This is a genomic window from Pseudomonas sp. EU05-FHT14B02 (genome assembly GCF_058791055.1).
On sequence record NZ_JBYTDD010000033.1, the window covers coordinates 56444 to 69591 of the forward strand.

Sequence of the window (13148 nt, forward strand, 5' to 3'; positions counted from 1 at the left end):
CGATTTGACTGGGGAAATCGTTACCCGGATAGATGGATACACTGTCGACTACTGCCTGATGAACCGAATTAGTTACGAATCAAACAGGAAGATCTAGTTTGATGCTGCGTGCGTGCGCTTTTAAACGTGTCGCGAAGCGGATGGATGCATGTTGTTAAGGTGAACCACAAATTTAGGGACAAGGGGATTTTATGTACGGCGTTAATGAGTTGATCGGGGCCAGCGGTAGTTTTTCTCTTGAAGGATACAACCTCCCTGCGGATAAGGAGTGGTCTGAGGAAATATTGGAGGTGCTGCATGCAGACATTCCGGGCAGTCATGATCTCCTAATTGCAATCGTACTCACTCAGGAGTGCGCAGGGTTGCGTGAGCGGAGTTCTATGGCGATGGCGGTAGTGCTTAGTGAATACGAGTCAACGCTCGGGCAAGCGGATGCGTTGCGAGCAAGAACGTTTTTTGCCGCCGCTATCACAGAGCTGAAGATGGTTCTCGATGAACTTAAAGACCAGCCGCAAGCAGAACAGGAAAAAGTGTTGTCGCGTTTGGGGGAGTATTTCGGGGCTGGCGTCCAAAAGTTGGACACCTCTTTTGAGGGGATGGAGCAAGTATACTTGCTGAGCAACCCGAATACGGGGAGATATTGGTTGTCGCTGAAACGTCATGCTTAATAACGTGTCGCGAAGCGGAGGATTGGCTGGTGAGTGAGTGCGCAATTGCAGACATGGATAAGCGCGCTCGCGCACTAGGCAGAATCAAGAAATGTTTTGCGCTCGCAAAATCCAGCAACCCGCATGAGGCCGAAGCAGCAATGCGGCAAGCCCGCAAACTTATGGACAAGTTCAAGCTGGAAGTAGGCGATGTGCGTGCTACCCAGGCGGAAGAATTCTCCCTGCGGATCGGTAAAGCCAAAAGCGTTCCGCCACAATGGATTCGCATGTTGTCGATGACTGTCTCTAAGGCGTTTGGCTGTGTGAGTTTCTACAGCTATGGGCCTGACGGGCAGTCGCTGATTTTTATTGGAGAAATCGGTAGCGCTGAAATGTCGGCCTATGCGTATGAGGTGCTTATCCGGCAACTGAAAGACTCCAAGAGAAAATACCTCTCAGGGGTCAGCATTCAGGGCACAGTGCAAAGGCGCAGAGCGGGAGTGCTGTATGCAGAAGCGTGGATCATCGGCGTACATAAACGAGTAGAGGAATTTGCCGGCATTACGGAAGAAGGGGAGCGGGCAATCCACGCTTATACCCAAAGACATTATCCTGGTGTTCCGATCACAAAGATGAAACGCCGAAAACTGGATATGGATGCGTACCGAGCGTACATTCAGGGCAAAATGGATGGTGAAAGCGTTTCTCTGCACAAACCCATGGGGCGTGACGAGCACAGGCAGTTGGAGTTGGAATGACGCAGGGCCCAGGAATAAGTCCCGCTCGAGCGGGATTTTTTTCGCCCGAGGTTTGTCCCCTGAAAGTGGGGGTAAGCCTGTGGATAAAGTCCTGGCGTGGCGGTCTGGAAACGCTCCCCCGGCGATGCTCAAATTTCAACCAGCCGGGCGAAATTCGACATCACACTTGACGTTCGCAATCGAGACAGAGATATTCCCCTCGGCACACGGGTAGGTGCCTGCCGTCCACATTGGCAAAGCGAAAGCACTACCGACAAACCAACGGAACCCTTATGGGTGCTCCGAAGTGGACACAGAGCATCAGCCTTTGGAGGCTGCCGTATGCAAAACCCAATCACACTCCGCGATATCGAAAACCTCAAAAAGCTCGCCAAACAGGCAAAGGCCCTTCACCCAGGACTGAGCCATGCGCAGCGCCTCAACCTGATGGCGCAGCATCATCTTCAAGCACGCAGCTATCACGAAGTTCGTAAGTGGGTCGCTCGCTCGTTAGAGCAGCACTACGAGCGGAAGGACGGTGGCGTGGTCTACTGCAAGCTCTGCCGCTTTTCTTTCGTCCCCGATGTAGCCGAGGACTCGACTACTCACGAGAAGCGTCACCTCAATTTTGAGGACGCTCTTTTCTCCCTCGGAGCGTTACCAGCTGCACATGCCACCCGAGAGCAAAGGAAACGCGAGGCGCATAACCTGATCCATTCCGCACCGTCCGCCGGCGAGGAACTGGCTGGAGTCGAGCAGCTGGTCAACGCCTGGTATGACCGTTCGCTGGAATCCGCGATCGGCAATGGCGACTGGAAGAAACACCCGAGCCTTGCCGAGTATGCCGCGATGATCGTTCCAACCGTTGAGGCCTGGTTGCGGCAGAGCAGGGTGTTGTACCTGTCCAAATACGGCTGCAATCGAGGCGTGATCCCAGAGGGTCAGACAACGTGGGTTCAGCCTGAAGGCTGATAGGGTTGGGTCTTTTGGGGAAGCTGCGACAATCGGCACGTTGATTGATCCCATCTTCCCCAGGACTTCCCACATGAGCCGAGATACCTACGAAGCCAACATCGCCTTCATCGACCAGACGGTAAAGCGCCTGGAACGCAATGAAGTGAGCATCGACGAGTTGGAGACCCTTGCTCGCGAATTTGCGGATGCCCGTAAGTTCTGCGCCGACCGGCTTACCCGCATCGAGGGCGTTGTTCAAGCGACCTTGGGCGCTGAAGAGGGACAGGCCGGTGAGCGCACCTGATCCGATTGAGCAGCACCTCACTCTCAGCGCATACCTTACCCAGATCCAGAAGGCCATCCGTGCTGCGGTGCCAGACAGCTGCTGGGTTGTTGCAGAACTCAGTGACTTCAAGCGCCGCCCGAACGGCCACTGCTACATGGACATCTTGGAGTCGCGTGATGGAGCCGAGGTCGCGAAGGCACGGTGCACCATGTTTGCGAACGTCGCCGGCAAGGTACTTGGTGAGTGGCAGCAGGCAACCGGAGGCCTGCCCCAAGCAGGAATGAACGTCCTGCTGAAAGTGAGGGCAGATTTTTCCCCTCAGTTTGGCTTCTCCCTGATGGTCACCGGCATCGACCCGAGCTACACGCTGGGTGACATGCAGGCCAAGATGCAGAAGATCATTGCCTCCCTGAAGGAGCGGCAGTGGTTCGACCTACAGCGGGGACTTCCCTCTCCAGGGGGGTTCTGGCGCGTTGCGGTTGTGGCTCCGCACGAGGCTGCTGGGCTGGCCGATTTTCGGCGTGATGCAGAGCAGTTGGCTGCGGCCGAGGTGTGCGGCTTCGAGTATTTCTCAGCGACGTTCCAGGGGCGTGATGCATCAGACAGCATCCGCTCTGCGTTGCGGACGGTTCATGAGCAACATCAACAGCAGCCATTCGACGCCGTATGCATCATCCGCGGGGGTGGGGCGAAAAGCGATCTGGCCTGGCTCAACGACGCGAACCTTGCGGCTTGGGTGTGCCGGTTGCCTGTGCCGGTATTCACCGGCATTGGGCACGAGATCGACGAATGCGTGCTTGACCTCGTGGCACACCGCCGGTTCGACACACCATCGAAGGTCATCGGGTTCATCAAAACAGCGCTCATGTCTGAGGCCTCAACTGCTCGGGCTCAGGTCGAGCGGGCCAACGGCATGATCTTGCGCCTGGTGTCTGGGCAAGCCCCGCATCTGGATCGCGCTTGGAGCACCTTCAGCCGGCGGGTGACGGAAACGCTCCATGGGGAGCATCGGCAACTGTTGCAACAGCAAAGCAGCCTCGACAAAGGCCGAGACCGCCTCCTCAGTCAACAGCGCATGGCCCTCCAGCTCGCGCAGGATCGATTTTCAAGGCTCGGGGCTGGTCTGTGTGTAGCTGAGCGCCAAAGGGGGCTGTTTGCCGCCTCGAGGGTGGCTTCCCTGAGTAGGGCGCTGATCGCCAAGGAAATTTCGCGCCTGGAGCTTGCATGCACGGTCTACGACAAGACAAATCCGCTTGCACTGCTCGGGAGAGGCTTTGCCTTAGTCCGTGGCCCTGGTGGGGAGATAATCAGCAGTGCCCAGCAGGCTCGCGATGCAGGCAAGCTGGATCTGGCCTTCGCCGATGGCCATGTCATTGCGGAAGTGGCAAAAGCGCAATGACGCAGCAGAAATATTCCATCTAAATTGCCGAAGAAGGCTGCGAGTGGCGAACCGCAGAGCACTAACCCGAAAGGTTGAGGAAACCAGACTTGAAAAAACCCACGGCGGTTCAAACGAACAAGCTGGTGCGAAGCAAGCTCAGCCCAAAAACTCCCAGTCAGGCCCAAGTCGATGCTATGGCTGAGAGCATTCTCAGTTACGGAATCATGGAGCCCCTTTTGGTTACCCGTCTTGGTGACCGCTATGAGATCACCCCTGGCGGTGGCCAGGTTCGCTGGCTGGCAGCTAAGAAACTGGCTATGGATATAGTCCCTATCCGTGTCGTGGAGCTCGATGATCATTCCAAGGCCGCAGTAGCCCTTATTTGCAACACTGTCCGAGAGAATATTGCACCAGAAGAGGTCATCAACAGCCTCGAAAGGCTGGTTTCCGAGTTCGGGGTAAATGCGGCCGATATTGTGACTGAGCGACTACCTGAGCTTCAGGAGATATCTGCTGAGCACCCGGAGTTTCAAGACCGGATCAAATCCTTACTTGATAGCTGTGAAATCGAAAACTGATCAAGGAAAGCGGATATGGCCAGCCGACGCCAGCCCTTCACCCCATGCAAGCTGTACATCGATGGCGCCGACGACCTAAGCGCTGGCGACTACATCCTCACTTCCGGTGGGTCGGCCTACCTGGTGCAGGCTACTCGGCCCAGCCCGAGCAAACCTGAGCGTCTGTATCTGAACTGCCTGCGCTGGCCGTCCGATCAGATCCCCGAGGACGCCAGGTGCTACCAGCTCAACTGGTACCGGCGTTGAGATAGTGTGACCTCCGGCTGGCCTGGCATACACTGGATAGCTGGGCCCGCCTCCGGCGATAGTGCTGGTTGCGGTCGACGATGTTCATTTCACCGAGATAAAAGCGTGAGCGACCCGGTTCTTTACATCCCACTGCTGGCTTCACAGGCCGATACCTTGGTTGATCCGAGTGGTTCTGCCCGTGTCCTGCTGGGGCAATGGGACGTGGCCCAAGTGGCGTCGGTAGCTGTCATCCAGAACTTACCGGCCCTGGACGGAAAGCCGAAAAGCGAAATGCTCGTTGAGAAGGCCCTGGCCGAGTTGATCTCAGTCGGAACGGAACTGAGCCAAACGCATCCACCTGGTACGTTTTCTAGCCTGATTGCCGGCCGATTTAAGCGAGAGTTGTTTGAGCGAGGGCTGGCGCTTATGCCTCGGCTGCGGCTGCGCTTCCTGGATGAGGAGACGCTGGACGCGAAGCAATTCCTGAATGGTGGCCACTGGGACTTCAACTTCTGTGCGGCGCACACCCAAAAGCTCAACCCGCTCAAGCATTCGTTCGAGACCCCATCGGGGAAAACAATTTCTCTGTCGAATCAGCAGAGCCGGACGTTTCGCGTTATTCACGCCGAACCCGATGAGAGCATCCATATCCAGGGCCTGGCTGGTACCGGCAAGACCCACATGATCGAACGCTTGGTGGACTCGCTTTCATCATGTCGACCACTCATGCTGGCGTTCACCGCGGTGCAGCTCCAGGCCCTGATGCAGCGAATCGGAGCCGCGAACGTGAGAGGAATGACGTTCGGAGATCTCGCCAACTACGTGCTTGAACGAAGTGTCGGTTATTACAGGCCGGGCAAGCGGGCATCCGCTCGGCACCAGGTTACCCCGGAAGACATCGCTTCCCGGTTAGGCTTCGGGTCGATAAGTAGGCTCAGTCCAGCCCAAGTAGCCACGGCCTGCGCGAGGATGGTTGCCTCCTTTTGCAACAGCACTGACCTTGCCTTATCAGAGCAGCACATCCCCAAAGGGCTTACCCTCGATGCCGTAGATCGGTTGGTGCTGGTAGGGTATGCGCAAAGGCTGTGGGACCAGACCATAGAACCAACCGATCAGCGCCTTCAGCTCCCGCTTCGCGGCTATCACCGAATCAAGCACATGACCCTTCTTCATGAGGCGGTCATAGGTCTGGAGTTCACCCACATCATTGTCGATGAAGCTCACGACCTGAGCTGGCCACTCTCGGTATTTCTCGACCGCTGTACCCAGCCCGTGATTACCCTGGGTGACGCCTGCCAGCGCCTGGATGGGAGCTACTATCAACGGGCTAGCACACTCCGCAAGCACGAGATCACCCACTCCATTCGCGCCGGCCGGCAGATCGAGGGAGTCATAAACCCCCTCATCGACAAACACCCGATACTGAAATTGGCTTCGCTCGAGGGCAACAACGGCATCGAGACAAAGGTTGTCTACTACGACAAGCCAGAGGTTCCCTCCGGGGCCGTGACGATACTGGTTGATTCCGAGTGGGGATTATTCGAATGGTTTCAGCGCCTGGGGAGCGCTGGCGCGACTTTCAGCTTGCTACCTGGAGCAATCAACACCTTCCGCCGGTTCATTCTCGATTGCATTGGCCTGTTCCATGATCAGGTACGGCCAACCCACAGCGCGCTCTTCAGGTACACCAACTGGGATGATCTCCGGGCGGACATGGGCAGCAAAAACAGTAGCTTTCAGCGCATCGACCGGATGCTCAGTAAGGGCTATAGCTCATCAGAGTTCGAGGCATCGTTACTCAACCTCGATGCATCAGGGACAGCCCAACTACAGCTCGGTCGGGTCATGGACGCACGCAATTCAGAGATCGACGCTGTGATGCTCGCACCAGACTTGCTCAGTCAAGTAGGGCCTGGTGACCGCATTGCAGCGAGCAAGGCTTTTGCAGCCCTTTACACGGGTGGATCGAGAGCTCGTCACAAGCTCATCGTTCCTGGTTATCTCCGCGACTGGGCGTCTGATATGTCCACGGCAGCGAAAGCTCAGATAACCCCATCTTCATGATGGTGGGCTCCATGAAAACAGTGCTGTCTCGAAGGCAGCGGCCAACAGCAATTGAATGGCGTTGCTGCAACGTCCTCCTTGGCTAGAGAGAAAAGATCACCCTGGTAATCGGCATAGCACAGCGCGGCATGGAGCGCAGGCAGCGTGTCGGCGAAGCGTGTCACGCTGGTACCGTCGAAGGAATTAGCACTGGCGGCAGCGCACATTCCGATCCGTCGAGCGCTGTTGACCCGGCCAACGTGGTAGTAGCAGTTGCGGCGACGAGAAAGGACACCCCAGGCAGCCATGGTTTGCAGCTTCCAAGGGGTGCTCCCTCCGAGAAATATCCCTACGGATGGGCTCAAGAACTCACGCACATCGTCTGGCTCCATTCCATCCTGCACAGCAATGAGCAACCTTTGAGGGAATCCCTTTAGCCGATCTAGCCAGCGCAGGCTGAAATCCAGCGACTCCATCCCACCTGCCACGATGTCAGGTAGGACAACCCAGTCAGCGTCTTCGCCAAGAAGATCCACGGCACGGCCGAAAGCACGCTCATCGAACGGCGTGCCCTGCTGGAAAGCGCTCCACGCTCCGTTGTCCAAGGCGTAATGCTCGAACCCCTCCGTGCGCAGAACCCCGGTCGCAGAAACGAGTAAACGCCAACCCGCCCCGCGCATTGCTGCGAGGTTGCGGCGTGTGCCCGTTCGGCTTGCATACGAGACCATCGGCGGAGGGATGTAGCCAAGCCGCTCCTCAATATCCAGCTCCATGTCGGCTGACCCGTCCATGCAGTAGTAATCGGCATAGGCTGCTAGCGCTTGGGCATTGCCTTGACGATGGCCATCGCGGTAAGCCTGAAGCCAAGCGGGGAGGCGGTTGATTTCCATGCTGGTGGTTCCTGGTAGGAGGTGGCCACCGTCTCATTTCCTACCGAAATCCCAACGGCCGCCGGCGCAATGCCTGATAGGGCCAGATACAAGCACTCCAGATAGAAATTATCCCCCTGAGTAGGGAGAACGTTTTCTGACCGCTTTACGACCTGATTACGGCCTTGCTGGCGCTGACGGCGTGGAATAATCGGCCGACATCAGCGATCCAACGGTTTCCCTTATGAAAGATATTGACCTGATCAAGCTACTGCCGGAACTCCAACCAGCGGTACTGCACCTCGACGACCATCCTGGTGGGGAGCCTATGAGCAGAGCAGTGATGGTTACTTACCGCCTCTCAACACCACCGCAAAGGGCGCGGATTTTCGACGAATCAGATCGCCCACAAGGTGATCTTCTATCGCCTACAAATTTCCCGGCCGAAGGGTGCCACGAGATCTGGGTTGGCAACAATTTGGCTGGGCTGTGTTCCCTTGAGTTGACAGCACTCCAGAGCAAAGGCGAGACCAGCTTTCATCTGATGCTCAAGGCCATTTATCTTGCGCCGGTTCACCGTAAGACTGGTCTGTGTCGCCGACTCTGTGAGGTGGCGTTTGAGCATGTCATGCAGCAGGTACTGCTGCTGATCATGACAACGCCGGATCGTACGACACGCCTGTTCGAGCTAGAAGCAGACGCACACCTGTACAGCTTGGGAGGTCAGGCAGCGATCAAGATCATCGCCGAGTTATTGGAAAGTAAGGTGCAACTGATTACTGCAAGCCGCGGTTATGCAGTTGAAGCGCACACGACGACATGCAATTTATAGCGAGGACGCATAATGAATGATCTGTCGAAAGCCCTACTGGGGATGGCGATACTGCCCCTCCCGTTACTGGGCTCGCTTGCTGCGTTACCTGACGTAGACGCACCCAGCCAAGGAACCTGGGTAGTCGCCGGCATCGTCGCTGCTGCTGGCGCTCTCGGGGCTTGGTTTCTTGAGTGGACGGAGCGGAAAGTGGTGGCGAATCGCGTCGTCATCGACCTGAAGCCGAATCAAGTGATCGTCGACGGAGTGCCGATCGACTGCCCGTTTTCCTCCATGACTCATTTCTTCAGGAGCCGCGATGCTCTTGTCGAGGCTGTTGGTATCGCCGTCAACGAGGCCATGCTCAAACAGGAGAAATTCCTTGTCGCACGAAAATCGGCACTCATTAGGATCTGGCCAGGGAGCTTTCAGGTGACCGACTTCGAGCTGGAGGCGCTTTCCGAGGCCATGACAGCCGAGTTCATTTCGCCGGCGTTTGAGCTGATGGGGCAACCGATGGCTCCGCAGGAAAACCGCAACCTCCCCAGTGCTCCGGCAGTGAATCGCTGAGCACACAACGCCTTCCGGACAGAGGAATCGAACAGTGGCCATCAACGAAGAAATTCAAGCGGTACTCAGCAGCCCTGAAACCAGCTACTGGCTGAAGAGCAGTTTGGAGAATGCGCTCCACCGCGATTGCGTGGATGCGGCCAATGACGCCGAGCTGCTGCACGACCTGCTGACTCGGCGGTGCGATGCAGTCTTGAATGGTCAGTTAGAATCATCTCAATCGAAATAGGGAAGTAACCGCATGCTTTTGAAATCTGTAAAGAAGTCACTCGGCACGGCTACGCTGCTCGCTGTCTTTGGGCTGTGCGTCTTCGGTTATCCGACCGAGATCAACAGGATGCTCGGTATCCAAGGGCTCCTTCGTGAGGGCGAGAGGCTGAATGGGCCAGAGGACATCACCATGCTCATACGAGCAGTTTTGGGGATTGTTGTGGGGGCGGCGGCCTGCGTTGGTGTTTGGAAAATCCTCAGATCCCTGTTTCCAACCCCTTCTTGATACTGGGTATAGCTCAGAAACGGCAGGGCCGGTCATCATGGCAGGCGCATCCGTTCGTGATACATGATCTGTTTCAAGAGGTGCAGGGCCACTAGATCACCGCCCACCTGGGCGCGCCAAGACTGGTGGACGGTCTTATAGAGCTTGTCGACCTCTGCCAGCACACGCCGATATCGAGCTACTTCGAGAGCCAGGCGGCGTATGTCAGGATCGTCATGCGCTGACCAAATGCGACGCAGCTCGTCGAGCGTCACCGGCTCGAATGGCGGCAGTTCCGAAGAGGGCATAGTACGCCTCACTGTATGTAAAGACAGTATAGTCGCACAGGATTATGGTCGTTGCTTACACGGACCGAATCAGAACAGATCGATCTGACCCAGTGAGTTACCACCCAGCCGGGCTATCAGCGCAGCACGGTCATGCAGGATGGGCTGAAGATCGCTTCTGAAAATCTGGTTGGACATCCGCATCATCCGATCCCAGTCGCCATGGTCGCCCTTGTAGATCGCGATGGTTCCCAACCCCATCAGGTAATGCAGCCCCGCAGTCGGAGACTGGTCGAAGGTCACGCGGGACAGGGCGTTATCCAGCTCGAAGTTCACGAACAGCTCTGCACCTTCGCGATCGATCTCGAATCCGCTGCTGGTCACCACGTCCATGACCACCATGCCACTGCGTGTTGTGGTCAGGAACTCAGCATCGGCAGCAGCATGGGAAATACTGCGCAGGCCGTTGAACATTCCCTGGTACTGATCATCACAGAACGGCACCTCGACCTCGGGGTAGCGCAGGTCTGCCTCGGTGTACTTTGGCAGCGCCGCGATATCTGGGATCTCATAGCGAACACCTTGCTCGTAGACCTCCAGGAACACCCTCATTGCGGTAAACGGCTTCTGGTATCCATACCGGCCCCAAAGCGCCTCGACCGCCAGCAGTTGCTGGATATCCAGGAGCGTGAAGCGCGGCTTGATACCGGCTTGCTCGGCGGCGTCAAACTCGTCGAGCTGGATCGTGAGCATGATTCCCAGCAGCTCTTTGGTGAATGTCGGCGAGTAGGAATTCGGAGCGATTTTTATCGTCCCCGTTTCCTTATCAACCGTCCGTGCCAGCCAGCATCGAGCGCTTGGATCGAAGTGGCGGGCCTTGATGTAGTTCCGCAAGTCGTTCAGGGGCTTGAGCCAGTCGTACTCGCCGCCTTCTTTGGCAATCATGCTCTCGGCCGACGAGTCTCGAGAGACGCGGGTACATGACCAGCAGCCTGTCCGATGGCCACACGCTGGGCGCTCGGATTGTTTCCCGGCCAGGTAGACGTTCACCATGCAGTCACCGCCATTCATGTCGCGGTAGATCTCAACCAGCTGGTTGAAGCGGTCGTAGCACTCAATCCGGCCGGCTATCACCTGGCCGATGTAGCTGAACACGTCCATGGTGGTCATTTCAGCGATTGGGCTGAGTACCCAGTCGTGCCCGCCAGCGCCGGCGGCGAGGTTCACAGCTTCAAAGGCGCTCTCGCCGCGCTCAGACATTTTCCGCTCGCGCTGCACGGACTCATCGAACCGGGTACCGATCAGCGAAACGATATCGTCATCAGCACACTTGCGGCCGAGGCGAGCCGCGACATCCCTGAGGATTGCCTTCTTCACTCGCTTCAGTGGATCTGCTTTGGTCATTTGCTGGCATTTGGCGTTGGAGCCAACGCTGGCGATGATGCGCCCACCGACCAGGCTAACAAGGTAGTCATTGCTCAGACCCGGCTTCGCTACCCACACCTTCAACTCGATGCCCGCAGCCTTCGCGTAGGCCTGCATTTGCTGCATCTGGCTCTGGTTGTAGCAGTGGATCACCGGGTTTTCCATGCGGGTGTCGGAGTGCATGACGTTCAAGGTTGGCACCGCGAAACCTTCGGTGGCCAGCTCGCGAATTGCAGTGAACGCGATGTTCAGCGTAACGCTTGAGTCCTTGCCGCCACTCCACGCCACAACAGGCTGCTTGCCGGCCCGCACGACGCGCTTCACAGCTTCGACCGCACCGGCAATCTTCTCGGTCAGAGTCTTCTCAGGCCCACGAACAACATTGGCAGGCATCTCCTGGACGCCAGCGGAAGAGAACAGATCGACATCGAACAGCTGCATGACAAGCTCCGTGCTTGAATCCGGCTCCTCACTGGAGCTGATGGGTTCAAGGTACGGCAGGCATCGGAAATCCCAAGGGAATGAGGACGGCCTCGGTTCAGGAGGAGTCCGCGGAGGAGTTTTCTAAACCGATCCGCAGCCTTCGGTTACGAATGCTCCTGCTGGCAACTGCCAGGCTTTGCCCTCGGGCGTGAAGATCGGCAGCACGTACTCGCGCTGGCGCGCCTGGGCAAGTGCGTCCAGATCGGTGATATCAAACGCTTCGGCCGTGGCCGACAGATCCACCACGTTGATTTTCTGCCGACTGATGGTGCAGCCGAACTCGTCCTCGTAACCTGCTATCGGGGTGACTCGTTCAGGGAAGTATTTTCGGATGGTGGCCCATACCTTCGGTGAGTTGTAGATGCACGTCATGCAGCTGAAGCGCCCCCATCCCAAACGGTAGGGGACAGGTGCCTCTACCCGGTGGCGAGCAAGCAGCTCCCACACCTGTTCTTCGCTGTAGTGCAGCACCGGTCGCCAAGCATCTACGTGCCGGCCGAGACGACCCTTGCGTCGGTCAACTGCATGAGGCTCCAACTGGTTGTATTTGCTGCGGTTGCTCGACTCAGCACGGCGCTCGCCAGTAACGAACAAGGTCTTGCTACCGAGGAAGCGCTCCTGGTTGGTGATGGCCCGGCGGCCCACGTCGATCTTGGCCGCGGAACTACACCAGCGCGTTGCCAAGTTGGCGCTTTGCTGAGGGAACCGGCGGCGGGTCGCTGGTGAAGTCCGACTGGTATCACGATCCAAGCAGATAATTCCGCCTGGAGTTTCGACCATGTGAGGCTTGGAGTAGGCGTCCATCTTGAGCATTTCGCCCTCGATGCCACCCTGCAACCAGGAGAAATAGAGCGGCAGATTGAATGCAGCTGCGAACTTCTCGATGAAACTGTCATTGAAAGCCCAGTCCATGAGGGTGCTCCCCTCTGCACCGTCCACCCGATGGTGCCAGAGCTCAACACGACGCAGATCCACACCCTGTTCGATCAGTGCCAGCAGACAAGCGATGCTGTCCTTGCCAGACACACAGACTACAACGTGGTCATAGCTGTCCAGATCCACTGTCGGCGCATCGAAATAGGTTCCCTCTGCCAGCACAGCAGGCTCAGGCTCGAACCCAAGCAGGGTGAGCTGCTGGCCCAGTGCCGGGATAACTACCTGGTCGTCGAACTGGTGTGCGCGGGAGATTGACGGGTGCATTGGCTGTCCTCTGAGCACCTACCTGGTGCCTACAGACTCAGCCTACGGCGGCAACGGGAAATCCCAACTGATGGGCGGTGGAGGCGGCTCCTCCCTGCGCCAGGAGGAAGCCGAGGAGAAATCATCTACAGGAAACAGAGCACGATCGGCTGCTACTTGACAGCGCTTCTCCTG

16 protein-coding genes are annotated in these 13148 nt (G+C 57.2%); 12 read left to right on the forward strand and 4 right to left on the reverse strand.

The window, feature by feature from the left end:
• Positions 1-191 precede the first annotated feature (191 nt).
• From AC3WTM_RS25080 to AC3WTM_RS25115, 8 genes are all read left to right on the forward strand, one after another.
• The gene (locus AC3WTM_RS25080) at positions 192-668 is read left to right on the forward strand and encodes a hypothetical protein (RefSeq protein WP_011154398.1); all 477 of its coding nucleotides are present in this window, start codon (positions 192-194) and stop codon (positions 666-668) included.
• Positions 669-697: 29 nt separating this feature from the next.
• A complete protein-coding gene (locus AC3WTM_RS25085) occupies positions 698-1405 on the forward strand; it encodes a DUF2786 domain-containing protein (protein ID WP_256585968.1) in 708 nt (235 codons plus the stop codon).
• A gap of 321 nt (positions 1406-1726) precedes the next feature.
• A complete protein-coding gene (locus AC3WTM_RS25090) occupies positions 1727-2356 on the forward strand; it encodes a hypothetical protein (RefSeq protein WP_013100930.1) in 630 nt (209 codons plus the stop codon).
• A 73-nt stretch (positions 2357-2429) separates the two neighbouring features.
• The gene (locus AC3WTM_RS25095; protein ID WP_013100931.1) at positions 2430-2642 is read left to right on the forward strand and encodes an exodeoxyribonuclease VII small subunit; all 213 of its coding nucleotides are present in this window, start codon (positions 2430-2432) and stop codon (positions 2640-2642) included.
• Entirely contained in the window at positions 2629-4023 is a 1395-nt protein-coding gene (xseA, locus tag AC3WTM_RS25100; protein WP_013100932.1) for an exodeoxyribonuclease VII large subunit, read from the forward strand. The genes AC3WTM_RS25095 and xseA overlap by 14 nt, the downstream gene beginning before the upstream one ends.
• An 89-nt stretch (positions 4024-4112) precedes the next feature.
• Positions 4113-4583, forward strand: coding sequence for a ParB/RepB/Spo0J family partition protein (locus AC3WTM_RS25105; protein ID WP_102685525.1), 471 nt, complete (start codon positions 4113-4115; stop codon positions 4581-4583).
• Between the two features lie 15 nt (positions 4584-4598).
• On the forward strand, positions 4599-4829 hold the full coding sequence (locus AC3WTM_RS25110; RefSeq protein WP_028619968.1) for a hypothetical protein: 231 nt from the start codon (positions 4599-4601) through the stop codon (positions 4827-4829).
• 105 nt (positions 4830-4934) lie between these two features.
• Entirely contained in the window at positions 4935-6875 is a 1941-nt protein-coding gene (locus AC3WTM_RS25115) for a DEAD/DEAH box helicase family protein (protein ID WP_102685526.1), read from the forward strand.
• On the opposite strand, the gene AC3WTM_RS25120 is transcribed toward AC3WTM_RS25115, so the two are convergent.
• Complete coding sequence (locus AC3WTM_RS25120) at positions 6854-7744, reverse strand: hypothetical protein (RefSeq protein WP_102685527.1); 891 nt, start codon at positions 7742-7744, stop codon at positions 6854-6856. The two genes, AC3WTM_RS25115 and AC3WTM_RS25120, sit on opposite strands and share 22 nt — an antisense overlap.
• Positions 7745-7967: 223 nt before the next feature.
• Here AC3WTM_RS25120 and AC3WTM_RS25125 point away from each other — a divergent pair, with 223 nt between their 5' ends.
• From AC3WTM_RS25125 to AC3WTM_RS25140, 4 genes are read left to right on the forward strand one after another with little or no spacing between them, the layout of a single operon-like run.
• On the forward strand, positions 7968-8555 hold the full coding sequence (locus tag AC3WTM_RS25125) for a hypothetical protein (protein WP_102685528.1): 588 nt from the start codon (positions 7968-7970) through the stop codon (positions 8553-8555).
• A gap of 12 nt (positions 8556-8567) precedes the next feature.
• Positions 8568-9104 carry a hypothetical protein gene (locus tag AC3WTM_RS25130; RefSeq protein ID WP_102685529.1) on the forward strand — a complete coding sequence of 179 codons (537 nt, stop codon included), beginning with the start codon at positions 8568-8570 and terminating at the stop codon, positions 9102-9104.
• A 34-nt stretch (positions 9105-9138) separates the two neighbouring features.
• The gene (locus tag AC3WTM_RS25135) at positions 9139-9333 is read left to right on the forward strand and encodes a hypothetical protein (protein WP_102685530.1); all 195 of its coding nucleotides are present in this window, start codon (positions 9139-9141) and stop codon (positions 9331-9333) included.
• 12 nt (positions 9334-9345) lie between these two features.
• On the forward strand, positions 9346-9600 hold the full coding sequence (locus AC3WTM_RS25140; protein WP_102685531.1) for a hypothetical protein: 255 nt from the start codon (positions 9346-9348) through the stop codon (positions 9598-9600).
• A gap of 35 nt (positions 9601-9635) precedes the next feature.
• On the opposite strand, the gene AC3WTM_RS25145 is transcribed toward AC3WTM_RS25140, so the two are convergent.
• The 3 genes from AC3WTM_RS25145 to AC3WTM_RS25155 all read right to left on the reverse strand — a co-directional run bounded on the left by AC3WTM_RS25145 (position 9636) and on the right by AC3WTM_RS25155 (position 12974).
• Positions 9636-9887 carry a hypothetical protein gene (locus tag AC3WTM_RS25145; protein WP_102685532.1) on the reverse strand — a complete coding sequence of 84 codons (252 nt, stop codon included), beginning with the start codon at positions 9885-9887 and terminating at the stop codon, positions 9636-9638.
• 69 nt (positions 9888-9956) lie between these two features.
• Positions 9957-11732 carry a phosphoadenosine phosphosulfate reductase domain-containing protein gene (locus AC3WTM_RS25150; RefSeq protein WP_102685533.1) on the reverse strand — a complete coding sequence of 592 codons (1776 nt, stop codon included), beginning with the start codon at positions 11730-11732 and terminating at the stop codon, positions 9957-9959.
• Positions 11733-11855: 123 nt separating this feature from the next.
• Entirely contained in the window at positions 11856-12974 is a 1119-nt protein-coding gene (locus tag AC3WTM_RS25155; RefSeq protein ID WP_102685534.1) for a phosphoadenosine phosphosulfate reductase domain-containing protein, read from the reverse strand.
• Positions 12975-13148 lie beyond the last annotated feature (174 nt).